Annotated in this window: 17 protein-coding genes and 1 pseudogene; 8 read left to right on the top strand and 10 right to left on the bottom strand. The window is 57.1% G+C overall.

The window, feature by feature from the left end; all coding sequences use genetic code 11:
- Positions 1-58 precede the first annotated feature (58 nt).
- The gene (locus ACP7BV_RS07475; RefSeq protein WP_426103095.1) at positions 59-628 is read left to right on the top strand and encodes a TRAP transporter small permease; all 570 of its coding nucleotides are present in this window, start codon (positions 59-61) and stop codon (positions 626-628) included.
- Entirely contained in the window at positions 625-1,905 is a 1,281-nt protein-coding gene (locus ACP7BV_RS07470) for a TRAP transporter large permease (RefSeq protein WP_426103093.1), read from the top strand. Before ACP7BV_RS07475 ends, ACP7BV_RS07470 begins: the two co-directional genes overlap by 4 nt.
- A gap of 73 nt (positions 1,906-1,978) precedes the next feature.
- Here ACP7BV_RS07470 and ACP7BV_RS07465 read toward each other — a convergent pair whose 3' ends face one another.
- The 8 genes from ACP7BV_RS07465 to ACP7BV_RS07430 form a co-directional block, all read right to left on the bottom strand.
- Positions 1,979-2,539 (bottom strand): hypothetical protein, encoded by a 561-nt coding sequence (locus tag ACP7BV_RS07465; protein WP_426103091.1) that lies wholly within the window; start codon positions 2,537-2,539, stop codon positions 1,979-1,981.
- Between the two features lie 226 nt (positions 2,540-2,765).
- The gene (locus ACP7BV_RS07460; protein ID WP_426103089.1) at positions 2,766-3,812 is read right to left on the bottom strand and encodes a hypothetical protein; all 1,047 of its coding nucleotides are present in this window, start codon (positions 3,810-3,812) and stop codon (positions 2,766-2,768) included.
- 180 nt (positions 3,813-3,992) lie between these two features.
- Positions 3,993-4,244, bottom strand: coding sequence for a PAAR domain-containing protein (locus ACP7BV_RS07455; RefSeq protein ID WP_426103087.1), 252 nt, complete (start codon positions 4,242-4,244; stop codon positions 3,993-3,995).
- Between the two features lie 21 nt (positions 4,245-4,265).
- Positions 4,266-5,459, bottom strand: coding sequence for a T6SS immunity protein Tli4 family protein (locus ACP7BV_RS07450; RefSeq protein ID WP_426103085.1), 1,194 nt, complete (start codon positions 5,457-5,459; stop codon positions 4,266-4,268).
- 4 nt (positions 5,460-5,463) lie between these two features.
- Positions 5,464-6,669: a T6SS immunity protein Tli4 family protein gene (locus ACP7BV_RS07445; protein WP_426103083.1), complete on the bottom strand. Its 1,206-nt coding sequence runs from the start codon at positions 6,667-6,669 to the stop codon at positions 5,464-5,466.
- A gap of 9 nt (positions 6,670-6,678) precedes the next feature.
- On the bottom strand, positions 6,679-8,586 hold the full coding sequence (locus ACP7BV_RS07440) for an esterase/lipase family protein (RefSeq protein ID WP_426103081.1): 1,908 nt from the start codon (positions 8,584-8,586) through the stop codon (positions 6,679-6,681).
- Positions 8,583-11,177 carry a type VI secretion system Vgr family protein gene (locus tag ACP7BV_RS07435; protein ID WP_426103079.1) on the bottom strand — a complete coding sequence of 865 codons (2,595 nt, stop codon included), beginning with the start codon at positions 11,175-11,177 and terminating at the stop codon, positions 8,583-8,585. Before ACP7BV_RS07435 ends, ACP7BV_RS07440 begins: the two co-directional genes overlap by 4 nt.
- A 322-nt stretch (positions 11,178-11,499) precedes the next feature.
- The gene (locus ACP7BV_RS07430; protein WP_426103077.1) at positions 11,500-12,060 is read right to left on the bottom strand and encodes a recombinase family protein; all 561 of its coding nucleotides are present in this window, start codon (positions 12,058-12,060) and stop codon (positions 11,500-11,502) included.
- A gap of 57 nt (positions 12,061-12,117) precedes the next feature.
- Between ACP7BV_RS07430 and ACP7BV_RS07425 the strand changes: the two are divergent.
- Together ACP7BV_RS07425 and ACP7BV_RS07420 are read left to right on the top strand one after the other, a co-directional pair.
- Positions 12,118-12,318 (top strand): annotated as a pseudogene (locus tag ACP7BV_RS07425) (TRAP transporter small permease); the annotation flags it as partial.
- Positions 12,315-13,595 carry a TRAP transporter large permease gene (locus ACP7BV_RS07420; RefSeq protein WP_426103075.1) on the top strand — a complete coding sequence of 427 codons (1,281 nt, stop codon included), beginning with the start codon at positions 12,315-12,317 and terminating at the stop codon, positions 13,593-13,595. The pseudogene ACP7BV_RS07425 and the gene ACP7BV_RS07420, both read left to right, overlap by 4 nt.
- Here ACP7BV_RS07420 and ACP7BV_RS07415 read toward each other — a convergent pair.
- Positions 13,566-14,009: a hypothetical protein gene (locus tag ACP7BV_RS07415; protein WP_426103073.1), complete on the bottom strand. Its 444-nt coding sequence runs from the start codon at positions 14,007-14,009 to the stop codon at positions 13,566-13,568. The two genes, ACP7BV_RS07420 and ACP7BV_RS07415, sit on opposite strands and share 30 nt — an antisense overlap.
- A gap of 129 nt (positions 14,010-14,138) precedes the next feature.
- Here ACP7BV_RS07415 and ACP7BV_RS07410 point away from each other — a divergent pair, with 129 nt between their 5' ends.
- The 4 genes from ACP7BV_RS07410 to ACP7BV_RS07395 all read left to right on the top strand — a co-directional run bounded on the left by ACP7BV_RS07410 (position 14,139) and on the right by ACP7BV_RS07395 (position 17,112).
- On the top strand, positions 14,139-15,044 hold the full coding sequence (locus ACP7BV_RS07410; protein WP_426103071.1) for a LysR family transcriptional regulator: 906 nt from the start codon (positions 14,139-14,141) through the stop codon (positions 15,042-15,044).
- 408 nt (positions 15,045-15,452) lie between these two features.
- The gene (locus ACP7BV_RS07405; protein ID WP_426103069.1) at positions 15,453-15,977 is read left to right on the top strand and encodes a methylated-DNA--[protein]-cysteine S-methyltransferase; all 525 of its coding nucleotides are present in this window, start codon (positions 15,453-15,455) and stop codon (positions 15,975-15,977) included.
- Positions 15,950-16,855 (top strand): site-specific tyrosine recombinase XerD, encoded by a 906-nt coding sequence (gene xerD / locus ACP7BV_RS07400; RefSeq protein WP_426103067.1) that lies wholly within the window; start codon positions 15,950-15,952, stop codon positions 16,853-16,855. Before ACP7BV_RS07405 ends, xerD begins: the two co-directional genes overlap by 28 nt.
- Positions 16,856-16,932: 77 nt before the next feature.
- A complete protein-coding gene (locus ACP7BV_RS07395) occupies positions 16,933-17,112 on the top strand; it encodes a hypothetical protein (protein WP_426103065.1) in 180 nt (59 codons plus the stop codon).
- A 193-nt stretch (positions 17,113-17,305) separates the two neighbouring features.
- Here ACP7BV_RS07395 and ACP7BV_RS07390 read toward each other — a convergent pair whose 3' ends face one another.
- Positions 17,306-20,425 (bottom strand): efflux RND transporter permease subunit, encoded by a 3,120-nt coding sequence (locus tag ACP7BV_RS07390; RefSeq protein ID WP_426103063.1) that lies wholly within the window; start codon positions 20,423-20,425, stop codon positions 17,306-17,308.
- Positions 20,426-20,428: the final 3 nt, after the last annotated feature.

Below are 20,428 nucleotides of genomic sequence, written 5' to 3'. Positions count from 1 at the left end.
AGCCAATTTCGGACATTTTTGCGATCTCTTCCATTGCAGCGTTATTGATAGGTACTTCATGAAAATCCTCGATCATTTAGAGGAATGGCTGATCGCCACCCTGATGGGCGCAGCCACACTGGTCGTCTTCCTCGCGGTGGTGCATCGGTATCTGTCGGGGCTAGCCATCCCCGGCGTGCAGGATTACCTGATCAGCCTAAACACTAGCTGGGCCCAGGAACTGTGCATCTTCATGTTCATCTGGATGGCTAAATTCGGTGCGGCATACGGCGCGCGCACTGGAATACATATCGGGGTCGATGTGCTAGTCAACCGCATGAATGCCCGCTGGCGAGGGCGCTTCATCGTGTTCAGCTTGCTGGCCGGAGCCGTCTTCACAGGAGTAATTGGGACACTGGGCGCCTATCTGATCTGGCACCTGTCGCCGGACCAAACGTCCGAAGTGCTGGAAATTCAGATGCGATTTGTGTACATGTGCGTTCCGCTGGGCTCTGGGCTGATGTGTTTTCGCTTCCTACAAGTGATGGTGAATTTTATCCGGACCGGGGACGTTCCGCGCCACGACGTCGCCCATGTTGAAGGACTCGACGATGAAATCAATGCCGCGCGCATTGGAGATAAGCCATGAACGCCGCCATCATTTTCATCCTGCTGATCTTGCTTATCCTGACGGGCATGCCGATCTCCATTGCGCTTGGCCTGACCGTGCTTACGTTCTTCGTCACCATGACCAGCGTGCCGATCGAGGCAGTGGCTATGAAGCTGTTCACGGGCATCGAAAAATTCGAGATCATGGCAATTCCTTTCTTCATCTTGGCGGGCAATTTCCTGACCCATGGCGGGGTGGCCAGGCGCATGATCCGCTTCGCCACCGCCATGGTCGGGCATTGGCACGGCGGGCTGGCACTGGCCGGCGTGCTGGCCTGCGCACTATTTGCCGCCGTGTCGGGCTCGAGCCCGGCCACTGTGGTGGCGATCGGCTCCATCATCCTGCCGGCGATGGTCGCGCAAGGCTATCCCAAGGCGTTCGGGGCCGGCGTGATCACCACCTCGGGCGCGCTGGGCATCCTGATTCCACCCTCGATCGTGATGGTTATGTATTCGGTGACCACCAACACCTCGGTTGGCAAGCTGTTCATGGCGGGCGTGGTGCCGGGCCTGCTGCTCGCGTTTTTTCTGGGCTTGACGACTTGGTTCCTGGCGCGCAAGCACGGTTATCCACGCATGAAAAAAGCCAGCTGGGGCGAGCGCTGGTCGACCTTCCGCGAAAGCATTTGGGGCCTGATGTTGATCGTGGTAGTGATGGGCGGCATCTACAGCGGCAAGTTCACGCCGACCGAAGCGGCCGCCATGGCTGCGGTATATGCCTTCTTCATCGCCGTATTCGTCTACAAGGACTTGAAGCTGAGCCAGATTCCGAAAGTCTTGCTCGACTCCGCATCACTATCGGCAATGCTCCTCTACATCATCACGAACGCCATGCTGTTCTCGTTTTTGATGACCAGTGAAAATATTCCGCAACAAATGGCTACCTGGATCACGGGGCAGGGAATGGGTGTGATCAGCTTCCTGCTAGTCGTCAATGTCCTACTACTAGTGGCCGGAAATTTCATGGAGCCGTCGTCGATCGTGCTCATCATGGCGCCCATCCTGTTCCCAGTCGCGGTCACGCTGGGCATCGATCCGGTCCATTTCGGGATCATGATGGTGGTGAACATGGAGGTAGGAATGTGCCATCCACCCGTGGGCCTGAACCTGTACGTGGCGTCGAGTATTACCAATATGGGCATCTCAGAACTAACCTTGGCCGTGCTGCCTTGGCTGTGCACGATGCTAGCATTTTTGGCGCTGGTCACGTACGTACCACAGATTTCGCTATGGCTGCCCAATCTGGTCTACCACTAATGCATTGCGCCCCGCAAACAGTGCAAAGTGCGCGCTGCTTCGACAATAGGCCGGGCCAAGCTACCAGAAGCGGTCAGCCCACTTCATCAGGGCCAGCCCCAGCGGTGACCCGCCAAGTTAACACTTGCACTGTTGTAGACTGCCACCGCGTTTTCCAGAAGTCTTGGCCTTGGTCGTCCGGGTAGCCAAAATCAAGGTCTAGGACAGTGACTCCGGCGCGCGCCGAGAACCCGGCAGTGAAGGCTAGCGTGATCCGTTTAAGCATTTCTCGCGTACAGTAAAGCGTCAAATCCAGCCGTGGCGGTTGATCGTTGTCCATAGAAAGCGAAGCATACCCTTCGACCTCCTCTGGAACTTTTTCCCAGCGGTCCTGCAACATGCGCGGGGGATTAGAATCGTCACGAATTTCAATGTCCCCAAGCACAGCCACGTTGGGGTTAATACCAAGCCGGGCCTTCCCCTCAAAATTCAATTCTACTTTTCCGCCATACCGGCCTGCCAGCATTGGAGTGAGGCGCAAATTCCAGGAGTCGACCCGGCCCCTAGAGGGTTGGGTGCGGCGACCAGGCCGGTCCCATTCCAGACGTTGTTCTACTGAAGGTGACTTTTGAGCGGGCTTGCTACCAAAAAACACAGGGGCTCCAATTCTTCTGATTTAAGCGCTAATGCAGCGACGGCTAGAATAGCCATGTTCAGCGTATATGTTCCATCGAGTGCAAGCCATTGTAAGTGGCGGACATCCATCTACACACTGAGAATAACGGAAGAGATGTGTTCATTATTCAATCGGTGCGAAGTGAACATTTTTCGGTACGTGGGACTAGTGCATATAGGGACGCACTTGGATGCCCCCGCGATCGTTAATTATTCAGTAGTCGGTCACCGCGCACCCACGTGGGCGCCAGAAAAATCACTTTTCGCAGCGAAGACTCAGGGCCATACGGCTGCAGACGGAAGTGCCCACGTCGCAGGTGGGGCGATAACTCGCCGTGGGGTGGATGCACAAAGCCGGCCGGGCCGATGACGACACGGTCGTAAAGCCGCATGACTTTACGCGACAGCTTGGCCGCCTTTCGTGAACCCCGTTGCACCAGCTGGGCCAGCGTAGCGCTGTACTGGCGCTCTTCGACCTGGTGGGCGCCAGGCTGCTGCATATAGAAAAACACCTTAGCGACCGATTGTGCGATTGACACCAAGTGCGGCTCAAGCTCGGCGTTTTGACAGGCCCGCCGGATCTGCGCCAGGACGGATTCGTTCTCATCATGAAACACCAGCTCGATCGTACGCAGTGAGTAGATACCGGCTGCGGGAAGCAGGAAAACGCACACGAGATCGATCGACCTCGTGTTCTGGTTGCGCCCGTCAAAAACGTATACTCCAGTTAGACGGCGCTTGTGTGACTGCTGATGTTCTGGTGCAGATACTAGCCCGTCCTGAAAGATTTGCCCGAAGCGCAAAAAGCATGCTGGAGCAGGCGCTCGAAACAGGTTGACGGGCAAGTCTTCGCCGATATCGGAGTGGACTAACAACTGCTCCAGCGCAGGAGTGGACTCAATAAGGATGTGCTGCCGACTCCAGAACATCAATGGCGCCGCGCCCATCGTGATGACAGCGGTTTCGCCGCGCTCGCCGCCGGCGATTGCCGCGCGCCCCTTTTGCCAGCCGGGGTCCCCTTGCAAGGCGTGTCTAAACAAACCTATTGCGTCATCCAGGCGGCACTGGACACTGTTCATCCAGTCATTCATCGCCGCAGCCCCGCGCCCGTCAGGGTACTTGGACAACCAGGTTTGCCAAGCCTCGACCAGCCCCGTGTTTCGTGCGCCGACCGGCTGCGGCAGCGACGTAGGCAAAACAGACGCCCTCAAACTATCAAACAGTGCTACGGCTTTTTCAATATGTAGGGACACGCCAGCGCACTCACGTGGTCGACGTGCCGAACTGATGCTAGACTGCGGTTGCATTGCTCGCGCCGATCAGCTTGCAGCCGCAATCCGTGACGCAGTTCTCTACCGCAACCGCGATTCTACCAACCGTAACGGTGGCATGGGCGGTAATGATTTTGTTGACGTCGATTCGCGACCGCATCATCACTTCGACGAAATCAAGCTGGCGCCGCACGCGGTCAGATCACCGTGATAGGCAAAGGGAAGTCCTATATGTTTGGCGCCTTTACCATCAGGTGTGATGGCATAGTCGCCCTTACATTTGGGGCAGTGTGTCATATCCCCTTGCAATGCTGCGGGGATACCCATCACGGTCGATCCAGACGCGGTGATGACATGGCCTCCATGCGTGGTGCTATCGTTTAGGCGGATGACGCCGCGTCCTTCATGTTTCATATCTGGCCTCTATCGAGTAAATCAAGGCTTTGCAGGCTTACTTGCCGTGCTTGCTGTCGGCCCCGGCAGTATGTCGCCAGCGGGTTCGACGGCCGGTTTGACCGGCTTGGGCAAATGGGAAACATACGATCCCTCCGGCGCTCCTGGCACCTTGACGCGGAATTTTAGGCCAGACAGGAGTTTGTCCCACAAGGCCACTGCCTCATCGTCGCTGACAGATGCCACCTTGGCCGCGCCAACCGCATTGTGTTCAACCTTGGTAAACATGACGGCGCCGAATTCTGATGGGTTAGCCACATCTTTTGGTGTGCCTACAAACGCCCACTCGAAGTCGTGTACCCCGTCCTTGCGTCTAATTAATGATTCTTCCCCGTGCCAATGGTTCACGTCCCGCTTGCCTTCACGAAGGACAGTACGGCTTGGGTAACTCAGCCCTTGATCTTTTTTCGCCCCAGCGATACGGGCCAACAAAGACAGCTCGCCTCTTTGTGACTTTTCAAATTCGGCGGCAGGCGTATCGGCGTAGGCATCCTTGTTGGAACTTATCGAAAACGTTACGTCCGGCAGGCTTGGCAGGTAAATGCCCGCGTTGGACATTTCCTGCTCTGCGTACAAATTTTCCGCCATGAAGCCGTGCCGGAAGCAGTAACCGGGTTCGTCAGGAACTTCGTCTGGCATGCGCGGACGAACATTTTTAGCATGGACAGCCTGTCTTAATGCAGTCATTTCCTCCGTATCCTTTTCTCCAACGGCATCACCTAGAACGAACGTCAGGTCCCCCTTGTTCACATAGGTGTTAAAGAAATGGAGTCCATATTTTTTAGCCGTATCGTCGTCGTAATAACGGACCTGCCAGCTATTCTTGATCGGACCTTCCCCGTCATATGTAATCTCAGCGGTTTTATCCTTCTCTTTGATTTTAGCGATATCCGCTGCTACTCGCAGTTTGAGAGCGTCCAGCCCACCGCTGATGACGTTTATGTCGCCATTGCTCGGGATTAGCTCCGCCTCCTGCGGTACTTCCAGTGCATAGCGCCCGAAGCAGACAAGTTTGGTTTTGATAAAGAGCGCCTGCAGGCGCACGCTGAGTTTGACAGGTTCGGGCAGCGCTTTCTTTTTGTAGGAATAGCTGTGTGAATAGGCTGGCAGCAAGACCAGAGCGAGCAGGGCAACGCGGCAATATTGCCAAGCTTGTTCCGGTGCGCGTGGGATCATTGGCCTAAGGTGCTATAGGATGAGTAGGCGCCGCAGGTGTGGCCGTTGCCGGATCGAGTAGATCGTAGCCAGCAGGTTTGTGGGCCGGGTTGACCGGCTTGGGCAAATGGGGAAAATACGATCCCTCCGGCGCTCCTGGTACCTTGACACGGAATTTTAGTCCGGATAGCAGTTTGTCCCACAAGGCCACCGCCTCATCGTCGCTGACAGATGCCACCTTGGCCGCGCCAACCGTATTGTGCTCAACTTTGGTGAACATGACGGCGCCGAATTCTGACGGGTTGGCGACATCTTTTGGTGTGCCAACAAACGCCCACTCGAAGTCGTGTACCCCGTCCTTGCGTCTAATTAATGATTCTTCCCCGTGCCAATGGTTCACATCGCGCTTGCCTTCACGAAGGACAGTACGGCTTGGGTAACTCATCCCTTGATCTTTTTTCGCCCCGGCGATACGGGCCAGCAAAGACAGCTCGCCTCTTTGTGACTTTTCAAATTCGGCGGCCGGCGTATCGGCGTAGGCATCCTTGTTTGAGCTGATTGAAAACGTGACGTCCGGCAGGCTTGGCAAGTAGATACCGACCGCTATCATTTCTTGATCAGCGTACAGTTTGTCCGGCAGGAAAGCGTGCTGTATACAAAAGCCAGGTTCGTCGGGGACTTCGCCAGGTGCGAGAAGGCGGAGCTTTTTCGCACGCGCAAGCTCTCGGGCGGCTGCCAATTCTTCGTTGCTGCCCTTGTCAACAGAGCCACCAAGGATAAAATTCAAGTTCCCTTGATTCACGTAGGTTTTAAAAAAAATATCCCCATCTTTTTTATCATATTCATCTTCGTAATATCGGATCTGCCAACTTCCCGCTATTGGCCCGTCCCCACTAAATTTAATTTCCGAAGTATTTTCTTTCTGTTTTATTTGGGCAATATCTATCGATACACGGCGCTTGATTGCCTCCGGTCCCCCCTCGAAAACTTTGATGGTCGAAGGAAACGAAATGCTCCCCACGATTAATTGTGCTTCCTGGGGCACTTCCAATGCATAGCGACCGAAGCAGACCAGCTTAGTTTTGGCAAAAAGCGCCTGCATACGCTCACTGAGTTTGACTGATTCGGGCACGGCTTTCTCCTTGTACGAGTAGTTTGGTGAACAGGCTTGCATTAAGACAAGCATGAGTAGCGCGGCGCGATAAAATGACTGTTTTCCTGAAAATGACATAAAATTGGCCTAAGCCCATTTGGCGGTTTTTGCGATCTGGACGATCGAATACAGCATTGACGCCATAACCTGCGGATCAGCATAACTCCCCTGGTGCTCATACCCTTTACCTGTTTGCCCATGTGTAAAGAGGGTACCCTTGATGTGTTTGGCAGAGCGCTCCGAAGGAACAGTTTCATCGCCAAGGGCGTTGACTTTCAACAATTTCAGAGTTAAAACTTGTGGCCCGGCCTGAACAGTAAGTGTACGTATCATATCGTCAGTCAGCAATATCCAGCTCTCCGGTGGCGGTAAGGGGATCGGTTGGCCCTTAGTGTCGACGCCCCCTTTTATAACTTGAAACACAATTTCGCCGTAAGTTAGATGATTCGGCGATGCGCAAAAGCTGGCATAGGAGTTAGTTGGATGGAAAGTGTCATTGATCGAGTCGAGGAAATGAGTCGCTTTTTTTAGGCGATTGTAAACCTTTTCAATTCCACCCCCATTTTCTTTTGAAACGCGTCCCGGATTCACCCACTGAGGATTAATCAACCGCCACCATGCAGTAGCGGGTTTCAAATAAATATCGGCCAACGTCGTACCGTTTCCACGCGGCCAGCTCCACAAGGTCTTGTTGGAACCATCGACAACTTTTAGCCATTCCTTTCCGTAGCCCGACGCAGGCAACATTTCCATCGGTGCGGGTGCGTTGGCGAGAATAGCTGTTGCATGTTGGCCATTCTGACCGAGAACTTTTTCTAGGTAATGGGCTGCGGGACCTCCGCCCTCTTCCTGGAAGCCAAAGCGCATGCGCTTGTATGCCGCTGCTGCCCCGAGCGTTGGCATCACGTTATGATAAACGCCGAGCAGCTTAATTTCCGGGTCATTCATCAGATTGCCATAATCCGGATGCATCAACGCGCGGCTCAGTAACCCTCCCATGCTATGGGTGACGAGAATAATTTCATTGCACTTGAAGCCCCGCTTCTGATATCCCTTGACGAGTCCACGAATACGTTCAGCGATGATCTTGGCGGACTCTCCATTGCTTTTAATAAAATTGTAGCCCATCGCATGTACCGGATACCAGCACGGTGCAATCTTTATAAGATCGCTTTCCACAATGGGCGCCCCTGATGAGGCGCCTAAACCCTTAGGATCTCCCATAAGGTAGGGATTAATTCTCCAACCCATTAAGGGGCCGGGTTGAGTAGTGCCCGGCATCACCGGATTAGCTTGCCAGTGAGCAGTTGGCGTGCCTTTCCAAGGTTTGTTTTCCGTGTATAGAATGTTGTTGAGGAATCTTTCTGCTGTTTTTAACATTTCCCCATACGGACCTTCAAAAAGAACTTCGCTCCATCCGCGCCAACGCGCTATCTGCGCAGGCGTGTGATGATTTTTGTGCGTTCGTGCAAATTCAGTGCTCTCTGCCGCCGATGAAAAAGATACATAGCGACCGAGCAAAGGTGGAATCGGATTCAGACCGTCTGGAACATTTTTTGCGCGCGCATCAGCGGCTAAGGTTTCTTTTCCTTGCGGGTCAAATCGGTCGTTACTTTCGGTATAGTGGTAATACTCGACCTCCGTTTCCGTTGGATCGAAAACAAGCTGCCGCTGCGCTGGGGAGGCATTCTTAAACCAACCGCCATAGTCTGAGCCAGTCATGACATCGACTGCACCGAGATCTTCAGGGCGCCACGCACGGTTGTCGGGGCGCTTCAATTCATCTTGCCGCACCTTGCTCATACGCAGGTTACTGCCCATGACTCCAGGTAGAAAGATGACCGGAATTACTTTGCCGGGCGGCATGGTTACATCATGTCGTGCTGTGTCATCAGTTGCGGTCATAGAAACTGTATATTCGGCCCACCCCCCCACGCCTTGAGAAAATTGTCCCTCATGGTTTCCGTTCTCGTTGAGATTTTTCTTGTCACTCATGGAAGTCCGCCTTTATAACGGATGGTATAGCTGTCCATGCCCGCTCCTTTTTGTAATGAGGTAGTGCCACTAGCAGTGGTCTTGCCATTGATGAGGTGACCATCCTCGTGGATCAACTCATAAGCGATATCCGGGGCCAGTTTTCTGTCGGTGTGCAGTAAGCGGACTTCCTGATCGAACCGAGTGGTCGATCGTTCATTGATCGATTGCGAAAGACTTTTTGGTGCCAAGGTTTCCAGATTGCCGTTAAACAAAACTGGTGACTGGGTCAGAAATTGCGTCAAGTTACTAATTTCGAGCACGCTATTTCCGCCATGCAGACGCACGCCTTTTTTGCCGCGAATCTCCACCCAGTCCGATTCGCTGAGCAACGCGAGAACTTTGTTGGCGATAATTTCCACCTCATCACTCTGGGCTTGAATTTGCACCTTACCCGCCGCCGCGATCAATTTCATTCCGGCCTTGTAGACAAACAACCGGAATGTTTTGCCAATGCTGGCAAACAGGCCGTCACGACTAGTAATCGATAAGCTTTTTCCGGTGGTGATTGCCGTGTGCTGTTGGCTGGCAATGTGCGTGCTCTGTGCCGTCGTTAGCTCGATTCCGGCGGGACTGGCCAGCACCAAGTGCGGTTCGGACAGCTCAGGGAAAGGTCCTTTGCCTGCACCCGTGAGTGCATCATTCTGGCCTTGAATGGCTACCGTTACATCGGCTTGCTGCCCCGTATTTTCTTGCGCTCCGTGCTTTTGCGCCAATTTTGCCAGCGCGTCATGTTGGTCGCACGCACTGGCCAGACGTTGCACCGTCTCGCCCATATCCTTGATATGCGAGGCCGCGTTCGGACGAGCTTCGGTGGTGAGCAGCATGCCCTGACCTGCACGCGCCACGCCCCATGCATCGGTGGCAAGTTCCCAACCTTCACCACGATCGTCCTTGCGCCCGCCCGTGTCGTCGATCCGGGTGATGCTACCCAACGAGAGCTGAGTTGATGCGTGATCGCTTTTGAGCTGCGCCTGAATCTTTTCGTTAGTGTCATCCAGGATTAGATGGTTGCTGCGCCCCCCGGCTGCATTGCCGCCGTTGGGCGCTAGCTCACGACTGCGCAACCCCGTCAATGCTTGCTGGGTGGCCAATTCCCAGGGTGGCATGTTACGCTCGTTATATACGCTGCCGGTGATGATCGGACGGTCTGGGTTTCCGTCCAGCCACATGACAATACATTCTGACCCGACTCTCGGAATGGCCGCAGCACCCAATTCGGCGCCAGCCCATTGGCTTGCAACGCGCACCCATGCCGAACTACGTTCGTCGCGGTTGCCAATGCGGTCCCAATGGAACTGCACGCGGATGCGCCCGTATTCATCCGTGTGAATGCTGTCGGGGCCGGAAGGGCCCACCACGGTCGCCGTTTGCGGGGCCAGTATGCGCGTTGTGGTGCTGTTGAAATCGCGACCTGGACGCCACGGCACGCTCTTGCGTGTGCAAATCATCCGATTGCGGTAGTGCGGCGCGATGTCGGCCTGCTGGAAATAGTTGTTGCTCGCAGTGTGGTGCACCGACAGGATCAGGAATTGATTGTCGGCGGCTTGGTTGTTGCCAAACGGGGTATAGGTGAAATGGTCGAGCAGCCGCGCGAACCTGCCTGGCAGCACATAACGGTTGTTGCCAGCCGCCTCGACGTATTTGCTGGCGCCCTCGAATTCCTCCATGCGGCGCTTGCCCAGCGCATCACCGTCGCTCCAGTTCTTGAAGCCATAGGCGCCCACGTATTCGTAAGATTCAATCTCGGGCACGGCGCCCTGTTTGGCCAGCGTCGGCACGGTGATATCGGTCGAGCGAGGATTCTTGAAATCGTATCCGCTCAAAGCAACGCTGGACGGCGCGAGCACACGCACTGGCGACCATTCGTCGACCGCGTCTTCTTCGGTGATGCCGCCATGGCGTTGAAAGCGGATTTCACCGACCCCGTCCATCAACGCTGCAGCGGTGGAGTCATCGGTCACCACCAGTTGGTGACCCTCGACAGTATGCTCATACCAGTACAGCAAGCCTGCAGCTTCCCAGCGCCGGCTCAGATAATTAAAGTCGGTCTCATCGAACTGGCACGCGTCGGTCATGGTCGGGTCTTCGCCAGACACGCGCCAGTCCCAGTTCGACACGGATGAATAGTCCGCAAAAACATTGTCGGTCTGTTCGCGCAAGGTCTTGCCGTGAAACAGATAGTTGTCTTTGCGCAGACTCAGGTACTTCAGCCAAGGACCGAGCTTCGCTTCGTAAAATGTGATGTTGCCGTCGGATTTTTTGCGCTTAAAGCTGAACACGTAGCCGGTGAAATAACGCAGGCTGCCATCCCCCCGCACCAGCTCGATGCGAAGCAGTTTGCCCTGCATGTCTTTCAGCGGCACGCAGGCGTCGTCGCAGAGCAGCTCTACGGTAAATTCAAAGTCGCGCGACAGGCTCTCGACCGCATCAAGCTGGTTGACCAGAAACTGCGCCGATGGGGAATCGTTTTGCGGAAAGGCCAAGCGCAAGATGCGGTTGTGCTGGCGGCCCTGCAACAGGTCGGTAATCGAGCGAATGACGTTGTTCATTCCGTGTCCTGTGATATCCCGTGCGGCCTTGACTGGCAGAAAATCACGGTAAACGGCAATTGTATCAAAAAATCAACTTCCAAGGCGAACTCAACAAAGCATCGTAGCTAGCGCGCAACGAATACCAAGTCGATAGATCAAAGAACGACCACATCAAAAACTGGCGCCATCTCCAACTTCGCTCTATACCGTGCTCCTGTTGAAGCGCGGCGCTGCACACTCCGGGCGTCAAGTGGGACCTAATGGCCGAGCTGTGACAACTAACGTCGAGTGCACTGGAAAATTCATGGCTGCGATTGGGTATCAACCCTGCCCACGCTGTTCACGTTGGCAGGCCATGACGGGAAAATACGCGATACACGGAGGCGCGGCCAACACCAAGCCGTCGCGCGATTTCTGCGGCACCCAACTTCTCCTCTTCGCGCAGGCGCCGGACCTCGACGGAATCGACCGATGGCTTGCGCCCATGGTAGGCGCCGCGCGCCTTGGCGGCGGCGATCCCTTCCAGCTGGCGCTCGCGTCGGAGGTTGGTTTCGAATTCTGCGAACACGCTCAGCATGTCCAGGAATGCCTTGCCCGCCGCGCTGCAGGTGTCAATCGGCTGTTCCGTAGCCTTGAGGGTGACGCCTCGCTCCTTCAGCGTGTGCACAATGTCCTGCAGATCTTTGATGCTGCGCGCCAGGCGATCAATCCTTGTCACGACCAGCGTGTCGCCTCGCCTCAGGAAATCTAGCAGCGTCGCGAGCTCCGTTCGGCCAGCGCGGCTGGTGCCGCTCGCCTTCTCGGCCCGCACTACATCGCAGCCGGCGGCGCGAAGCGCCTGTTCTTGGAGCGCGAAGTCCTGCTCGCTGCTGGAAACGCGGGCATATCCGTAGAGCGCCATGGTTTGTCTCGTTAGGCTTTAGACCCTTCAAAATTATTACGTGATAGCCAAGGAGGCAACTCTACGTCCGAAGTGCTTGAAATCCAGATGCGCTATGTGTACCTGTGCCTGCCGCTGGGCTCCTGGCTGATGTGCTTTCGTTTCCTGCAGGTGATGGTGCATTTCCTGCGCACGGGCGAGCTGCCGCGCCATGATCCGGCCCACGTTGAAGGCTTGGACGACGAGATCAACGCCGCCCGCGCTGGAGAGAAAGCATGAACGCCGCCATCATTTTCCTGCTGCTGATCTTGCTGATGCTGACCGGCATGCCGATCTCCATTTCGCTGGGCCTGACGGTGCTCGTGTTTTTCGTGACCATGACCAGTGTGCCGATCGAGGCGGTGGCCATGAAACTGTTCACGGGCATCGAAAAGTTCGAGATCATGGCGATTCCCTTCTTTATATTGGCGGGCAATTTCCTCACGCATGGCGGGGTGGCCAAGCGCATGATCCGCTTTGCCAGCGCCATGGTGGGCCATTGGCACGGCGGGCTGGCGCTGGCCGGCGTGCTCGCTTGCGCGCTGTTTGCCGCGGTCTCCGGTTCCAGCCCGGCCACGGTGGTGGCGATCGGTTCGATCGTCCTGCCGGCCATGGTCGCGCAGGGTTATCCCAAGGCGTTCGGCGCCGGCGTGATCACCACTTCCGGCGCGCTCGGCATCCTGATTCCGCCGTCGATCGTGATGGTCATGTATTCGGTGACCACCAATACTTCGGTCGGCAAGCTGTTCATGGCCGGCGTGGTGCCGGGCCTGATGCTGGCGTTCTTCCTGGGCTTGACGACCTGGTTTTTGGCGCGCAAGCATGGCTACCCGCGCATGAAAAAGGCGAGTTGGGGCGAGCGCTGGTCAACCTTTCGCGAGAGCATCTGGGGCTTAATGCTGATCGTGGTGGTGATGGGCGGCATTTACAGCGGCAAGTTCACGCCTACCGAAGCGGCCGCGATGGCGGCCATGTATGCCTTTTTCATTGCCGTGTTCGTCTACAAGGACTTGAAGCTGAGCCAGATTCCTAAGGTCTTGCTCGATTCGGCGTCACTGTCGGCAATGCTGCTCTACATCATCACGAACGCCATGCTGTTCTCGTTCCTGATGACCAGCGAAAATATTCCCCAGCAAATGGCGGCCTGGATTACCGGGCAGGGCATGGGCGTGGTCAGCTTCCTGCTGGTGGTCAATATCCTGCTGCTGGTGGCGGGCAACTTCATGGAACCGTCGTCGATCGTGCTGATCATGGCGCCCATCCTGTTCCCGGTCGCGGTGACGCTGGGCATCGATCCGGTGCACTTCGGAATCTTGATCGTGGTGAACATGGAAGTGGGCATGTGCCATCCGCCGGTCGGCTTGAACTTGTATGTGGCGTCCGGGATTACCAATATGGGCATTTCGGAACTGACCGTCGCGGTGCTGCCGTGGCTGTTGACGATGCTCGCGTTCCTGGCGCTGGTGACGTATGTGCCTCAGATTTCGCTATGGCTGCCGAACCTGGTCTACAACTGAGAAAGGGCGGCCGTACCGCCGGCCGAGAATGGCACCGATGATCACCCCTCCAAGCCCTTGCTCGACCAATGCCCAGCAAAAATCGAGCGGCAGCGCCAAGTAGGGAAAGGCATATACCCCGAACAGGACCAGGCTGTACGGCATGAGCCAGCCGACGCCGGCCAGCATGCCGAAGCGGGCGTTGGTCCAGGTAGTCGGCCGCGTGCCATAAAACAGGCGCCGGTGAACCAGGGTCATGCACAGCGCCAGGAAAACATAGCCGGCGAAGACGAGGGGGAGGTTGGGTGGCGTGCGAAGCGCCGGGCCGGCAAGGTGCTGGGCAATAAAGGCGTGCGCGAGCACGCCCGTGTAGAGGCCGGCCAGCGAAAACATCGCAAGGGCCGAGACGGCAACGGCCAGGAGGATAGGTTTCATGAGGAAGGCCTTGTAGGGATGCATTGCCGGAGATGGCGAGGTGAATCTTGTCGTATTGACGCAGATAAAGGAAGTGTATGATATGCATCCCGCCTATTCAATTCTGCATAGCCGATCCGGAAGCCGTCCATGTCTCCTCCGCTTGCCAGCCTTGACTGGAATTTGCTCAATGTCTTCATGCATCTGGTCGACGCGGGATCGTTGTCCAAGGCGGCACGGTCCTCCGGTATGAGCCAGCCCACCCTGAGTCGCCAGATTTCCACTTTGGAACAACAGTTGGGGATTATCTTGTTTGACCGTTCGTCACGGGGCATGCAGTTGACCGTCGCGGGGCGGCAATTGGTTGAGCGGGCCGGCCGAATGCGGCACGAGGCCGGTGCGATTGCGCGCGCAGCCCAGGCCATCAGTGACGAGGTGGCCGGAACGGTTCGCCTTGCCGCTAGCGAATTGACCGCTGTGCACATCTTGCCGCCAATTTTGACGGACATTCGGCGCCGCCATCCAGCAATCGAATTCGAAGTACTGGCCAGCAATGACATCGCCAACTTGCTGGAACGTGAAGCGGACATTGCCATCCGGATGGCCGCCCCCGGCCAGGGTGAACTGGTGGCACGCAAAGTAGGCCAATTGGAAATGGGAATTTATGCCCACCGATCCTATCTCGACCTGCGCGGGACGCCGCACACGCTGGAACAGTTGCTGGAATGCGACTTGATCGGGTTCGATCGCGATGACAGCTTGCGCCGTGGCTTGCTGGCGGCCGGTGCGGCCAAGGACCGGCTACGCTTCGCCTTCCGTTCCGATAGCCACGACGTGTGCTGGCAGATGGTGCGCTCCGGCTTCGGTTGCGGCTTCGTAACAAAGCTTGTTGCCGCGACCGATACCGATGTGGTGCGTCTGATGCCGTCGGCGGCGGTGCCTCCTCTGCCGGTCTGGCTGACCGTGCATCGGGAAGTGCGTTCGAGCCGGCGCCTGCGCCTAGTGTACGATGCGCTGGCGCTGGCGTTGGCAACATTGACGATTGCCACCGCTTGACGCACAGCAGCGCTACGGCACGGCGTCCTAAGACGCACGTACCACAGATTGCGTTCCGGTTGTCACATATAAATTGCAAGTAATTAAATTTCAATCTCCGTGCCATAAATGCCACAATTTCCCTTTTTAAATAAGTTATGATGAGCACCGTCCCAGCACCACCATGGTGCACAACGTGGTGCACGGCGCAGTACAGAATTAGGCAGTTTGGGGAGTAGTAAGATAAGAGCACGGTAGTTCATACCGGAGAAATATCGAGGAGACACGCGTTTTACAGAATGCTGTTGGTACATGCCAAACGGCCGGAAACGTGAACAAAATTTGGAACGCACCGCAAGGTGCGTTTTTTTTCGTCCGTCGAAAAGCGGGCGAGTAAGCTTTGCGGCCGTCTGCGCTACACTGTCACTGATGAACCCTACGCAAGGCAGCAACATTTTCTCGGCCATCGTCGCCGCCCCCTTCGGCGCGATCGGCATTCGCATCGATGCGGGGATCGTCACCGAACTGGTGTATCTGCCGCCCCATTTCGGTGAAAAAGCGGCGACCGATGCGGTAGCCGACATCGTTGCGCGCCAGCTTGAAAACTACCTGTGCGACGCCGATTTCCCCTTCACTTTTCCCTTGCCGGAAGTGGGCAGCGCGTTCCAGCGCAAAGTGTGGGCGGCGATTGCTTCCATCCCGCGCGGCACGGTGCGTACCTACGGCCAGGTCGCCAAGCACACCGGTTCTGCGCCGCGCGCGGTGGGGCAGGCGTGCGGCGCCAACTGGTTCCCGCTGGTCATTCCCTGCCACCGGGTGACGGCTGCGGGCGGACTGGGCGGCTTTGCGCAGAGCGACGATGAAAACGGCTTTCAGCTGAGCGTCAAGCGCTGGCTGCTGGCCCATGAAGGCGTCAACCATTCCCCATGGCAGCAGCAGACAATCTTCGGTTGATCGACGAATTTTGCGACAACCTTTGGCTCGAACAAGGGTTGGCCAAGAATTCGCTCGACGCGTACCGGCGCGACATGCGCATGTTCGCGCGCTGGCTCGAAGTCACGCGGCCCGGGCGCGACAGCCTGCACGCGGTGCAGGGACACGACCTGAATGCGTATTTTGCCGACCGCCACGCCGAGTCGAAGCCCAGTTCCTCGAACCGGCGCCTGTCGGTGCTCAAGCGCTTTTACCAGTTGGCGCTGCGCCAGCGCGCCATTGCCGCCGACCCCTGCCTGAAGCTGGTGTCGGCCAAGCAAGCCGTGCGCTTCGTGCATACCTTGAGCGAGGCCCAGGTCGAGGCGCTGCTGGCCGCGCCCGACGTGGCCACGCCGCTGGGTTTGCGCGAACGCACCATGCTCGAGCTGATGTACGCCAGCGGCTTGCGCGTGTCGGAACTGGTGACGCTGAAAGTTGTCGAACTGAGCTTAAACGATGGCGTGCTGCGCATCACGGGCAAGGGGGCCAAGACGCGCCTGGTGCCTTTCGGCCAGGTGGCGCGCGAATGGATCGAGCGCTATCTGCGCGACGCGCGCGGCCTCATCCTCAATGGCCAAATGGACGACGCGCTGTTCGTGACGGCGCGCGGTGCTCCGATGACGCGCCAAATGTTCTGGGTAATAATCAAAAAACATGCCGCGCGGGCCGGGATTACCGCTCCGCTGTCGCCCCATACACTGCGGCATGCCTTTGCGACGCACTTGCTCAATCACGGTGCCGACTTGCGCGTTGTGCAACTTCTGCTCGGGCACGCGGATATTTCGACGACACAAATCTATACCCATGTTGCGCGCGAGCGCATGAAACAGCTGCACGCCAAACACCATCCACGTGGTTAATTCAAATGCGACAGGGCTATCTGCGTCATAATGGTGCCGTAATACTCATTATCGACAGACAAACAAAGAGGTGATTCATGGCTAAAACTAATTTTTCGTACGAAAAGCGGCAGCGGGAATTAGAAAAGAAGAAAAAGGCCGAAGAAAAAGCCCGTAAGAAGCAAGACGCGAAAAATTCGCCAGGCGGCGAGGAAGGCAGCGCGCCCGAGGGCGACGAGGCTGAAGAAGCGGCGCCGAGGGCGAGCGATCCCGTTTAAAAGCACTGTCAGTGTGGCGCCGAGCTCCGGTTGGGGCAAGCGCCTTGGTATCCCAGGCTTGGCGACATCCGCGGCCTTCTTGTCCAGTACCCCATCGAACATCGTTCTCGCCAACGCGGTAACCCATGGAACGCTTGCTTTTAGCAAATGTTCTTCGGGTTCCCGCGCCGGCGCGCAACCCTTGGGCGATCGATCAGGCGACCTCCAGTTTTTGCTCCTCGAATGATTCCTCGTGCGCTTCGTCATCGCCTTTCAGATAGCGCGCCACGCGCTTTCCCAGGCGGTCCAGGTAGGTGTAGGCCACCGGCACCACGACCAGCGTCAGCAGCGTCGAAGTAATCACGCCGCCGATCACCGCGCGCCCCATCGGCGCTTGCAGTTCGCCCCCTTCGCCCAGGCCGATTGCCATCGGCAACATGCCGAAAATCATCGCCAGGGTCGTCATCAGGATCGGCCGCAGACGCACTTGGCCGGCGTCCATGATGGCGTCGAACTGGTTCTTGCCTTCGCGCTGACCATGGTTGGTAAAGTCCACCAGCAAAATCGCGTTTTTGGTCACCAGCCCCATCAGCATGATGATGCCGATGACCGAGAAAATATTCATCGTGCTGCCGGTAATGAACAAGGCGAGCACGACGCCGATCAGCGACAGCGGCAGCGACACCATGATGGCGATTGGCTGCAAAAAGCTGCCGAATTGCGAGGCCAGCACCAGGTAGATGAAGATCACCGCCACCCCCAGCGCAGCGCCGGCCGCGCCCAGCGTTTCCGCCATTTCTTCCGCATCGCCGCCGATGTCGAAGCGCACGCCTTCGGGCAAGTCGAAGGCCTTGATGATCTTTTGCACGTCTTCATGCACGTCGCCGTTCGGGCGCCCTTCGACCGCCGCCATGACCGCCACCCGGCGTTCGAGCGACTGGCGCTTGAGTACTTGCGGGCTGGTCGAGGGCACGAACTCGACGATCTGGCCGAGTGGCACCATGACCGGGTTACCGGCCGCGTCGCGCCGGCTCGAGGCCACCGACAGATCGGCCAAGTCGGCAATTTTCTGGCGACCAGACTTGGGCAGTTGCACGTTGATGTCGTAGTTTTGGCCGTCCGGCGCCAGCCAGCGGCTAATCTGATCGCCAGCCACAAAGGGCCGCAGGGCAGCACCGACTTGCTGGATCGATACGCCGAGGTCGCTTGCCAATTCATTATTGATCTTGACCACGGTGGCCGGATTGGCGCCTTCCTGGCTGTATTCGATATCCGTGACGCCTTTTACTGCGCGCATCTTGTCCATCAGCTTGTGCGCAACGGTATCGAGCTTGCCCTCGTCCGACCCCATGATATTGATGCGCACTGGTTTCCAGCCCACCGACATGCTGATGCCGGCAATTGGGGTCAAGCGGTCGCGCAGCACGGTTTCCATTTCCTGCTGCGAACGGCGCTTGCCCTTCTTGAGGTCGGTCAGCTTGATGTTCACTTGCGCCGTGTTGCGCCCGTCCCACGTGCCTACGTTGACCATAATGCTGTCGACTTCCTTAAATTCCCGCAACGCCGCTTCGATCTGGCGCACCTTGCCGTCGGTGTATTCCAGGCTGGAGCCGACCGCCGTCTTGAAGCGCATCTGGATGTAGCCATTGTCGGTCTGCGGCATCATTTCACTGCCGAGCGAACCCATCAGGGCGATGCTGCCGGCAAACAGTGCAAAGGCAATTGCCAGCGTCGCCTTGCGCCAGTTCAGCGCCACCGCCAGCACTGTGCCGTACCACACGTGCATGCGGTCGATGCCATGTTCGATTCTTTCCATGCCGCGGCCCAGCCACGGCAGGTACTTGAAGCGATTCTTGACCGGATCGCGCCACACTGACGAGAGCATGGGATCGAGTGTGAAGCTCACGAACAGCGAGACCATCACGGCCACTGCGACGGTGATGCCGAACTGCAGGAAAAAGCGCCCGATGATGCCTTCCATGAAGGCTACCGGCACGAACACGGCAACAATCGCAAAGGTCGTGGCCATTACGGCCAAGCCGATTTCATTGGTGCCGTCGTAGGCGGCGCGCAAATGGCTTTTGCCCATCGCCAAGTGGCGTACGATGTTTTCGCGCACCACAATGGCGTCATCGATCAGCAGGCCGATGCACAGCGACAAGGCCATGAGCGTTAGGAAGTTGAGCGTGAAACCGAAAGCTTGCATGGCAATAAAACTGGCCAGCACCGAAATAGGTAGCGTCAGGCCGGTGATGATGGTGCTGCGCCATGAGTGCAAAAACAGGAATACGATGATCATCGTCAGCAGCGCACCTTCGAGGATGGTGTGCTTGACGCTGGTGAGCTGACTTTCGACGCGCTCGGACTGGTCTTCGATGACCTTGATCTTGACGTCGGCAGGAATCACCGTGGCCAGTTTCGCCAGCACATCGCGCACGCCTTTGCCCACTTCCACGACATTGGCGCCTTGCACCTTCGTCACTTCGAGTGTAATGGCGCGCATGCCGTCGATGCGCGATATCGACGTTTCTTCCTGCTCGCCATCGATCACCTCGGCCACCTGCTCCAGATACACTGGGCCGTTGGCATGGCGCGCCACGATAATCTTGTTGAAGCCGCGCGTATCCTTGATCTTGCCTTCTATGCGCACCAGGCGTTCGCTGGCGCCGTAGCTGATATTGCCGGCTGGAAGGTTGGCATTGGTTTGCTGGATGGCGCGCAATACTTCGTCAACCCCGACATTGTTGCTGGTCAGTGCATCGGGCCTGACATTGATCAGGATCTGGCGGTTGGTCTTGCCGTTCACCCGCACCTGGCCCACGCCCGGTACCGCTTGCAAGCGCTTGACGATGACTTGCTCGGTGAGCGTCGACAAATCGCGCATGCTGCGCGTTGCCGATTTCAGGCTCATCTCCACCACCGGCTGGGCATTGTCGCCTTCCCACTGCAGCACCAGCGGTTCCTTGGCATCCTTGGGGAAGGACGGGCGCACGCGTGCCACCTTGTCGCGAATATCGATCATGGCGCGCTCGGCATTGACCGACAGTTGCAGTTCGACTTGGATGCCGGCGCGGCCTTCCCAGGCATTTGAATTGATGCGCTTGACGCCGCTGACGGTATTGAGCGCGTCCTCGAGCGGTCGCACGATGTCGTTTTCCACCTGCTCGGGGGAGGCGCCGGGGTAGGCCACTTCGACCCATGCCACCGGAATTTCGACGTTCGGCATTGCTTCCACGCCCAGCCGCTTGTAGGCAAACAGGCCGATCACCACAATGGCCACCATGATCATGGTGGCAAACACGGGGTTCTTGATACTGGTCTTGGTGATCCACATGGC

The sequence above is a fragment of the Massilia sp. TSP1-1-2 genome, from assembly GCF_049896185.1.
Lineage (GTDB): Bacteria > Pseudomonadota > Gammaproteobacteria > Burkholderiales > Burkholderiaceae_D > Telluria_A.
The sequence above is the reverse complement of the archived record's forward strand: the minus strand, read 5'-3'. Positions and strand labels throughout refer to the sequence as shown.

Coding starts and splice junctions, on each gene's coding strand:
- ACP7BV_RS07390 (WP_426103063.1), bottom strand. CDS start 20,425: ATGTGGATCACCAAGACCAGTATCAAGAACCCCGTGTTTGCCACCATG.
- ACP7BV_RS07430 (WP_426103077.1), bottom strand. CDS start 12,060: ATGGCGCTCTACGGATATGCCCGCGTTTCCAGCAGCGAGCAGGACTTC.
- ACP7BV_RS07440 (WP_426103081.1), bottom strand. CDS start 8,586: ATGAGTGACAAGAAAAATCTCAACGAGAACGGAAACCATGAGGGACAA.
- ACP7BV_RS07410 (WP_426103071.1), top strand. CDS start 14,139: ATGTCTCCTCCGCTTGCCAGCCTTGACTGGAATTTGCTCAATGTCTTC.
- ACP7BV_RS07415 (WP_426103073.1), bottom strand. CDS start 14,009: ATGAAACCTATCCTCCTGGCCGTTGCCGTCTCGGCCCTTGCGATGTTT.
- ACP7BV_RS07395 (WP_426103065.1), top strand. CDS start 16,933: ATGGCTAAAACTAATTTTTCGTACGAAAAGCGGCAGCGGGAATTAGAA.
- ACP7BV_RS07455 (WP_426103087.1), bottom strand. CDS start 4,244: ATGAAACATGAAGGACGCGGCGTCATCCGCCTAAACGATAGCACCACG.
- ACP7BV_RS07470 (WP_426103093.1), top strand. CDS start 625: ATGAACGCCGCCATCATTTTCATCCTGCTGATCTTGCTTATCCTGACG.
- xerD (WP_426103067.1), top strand. CDS start 15,950: ATGGCAGCAGCAGACAATCTTCGGTTGATCGACGAATTTTGCGACAAC.
- ACP7BV_RS07445 (WP_426103083.1), bottom strand. CDS start 6,669: ATGTCATTTTCAGGAAAACAGTCATTTTATCGCGCCGCGCTACTCATG.
- ACP7BV_RS07475 (WP_426103095.1), top strand. CDS start 59: ATGAAAATCCTCGATCATTTAGAGGAATGGCTGATCGCCACCCTGATG.
- ACP7BV_RS07420 (WP_426103075.1), top strand. CDS start 12,315: ATGAACGCCGCCATCATTTTCCTGCTGCTGATCTTGCTGATGCTGACC.
- ACP7BV_RS07450 (WP_426103085.1), bottom strand. CDS start 5,459: ATGATCCCACGCGCACCGGAACAAGCTTGGCAATATTGCCGCGTTGCC.
- ACP7BV_RS07405 (WP_426103069.1), top strand. CDS start 15,453: ATGAACCCTACGCAAGGCAGCAACATTTTCTCGGCCATCGTCGCCGCC.
- ACP7BV_RS07435 (WP_426103079.1), bottom strand. CDS start 11,177: ATGAACAACGTCATTCGCTCGATTACCGACCTGTTGCAGGGCCGCCAG.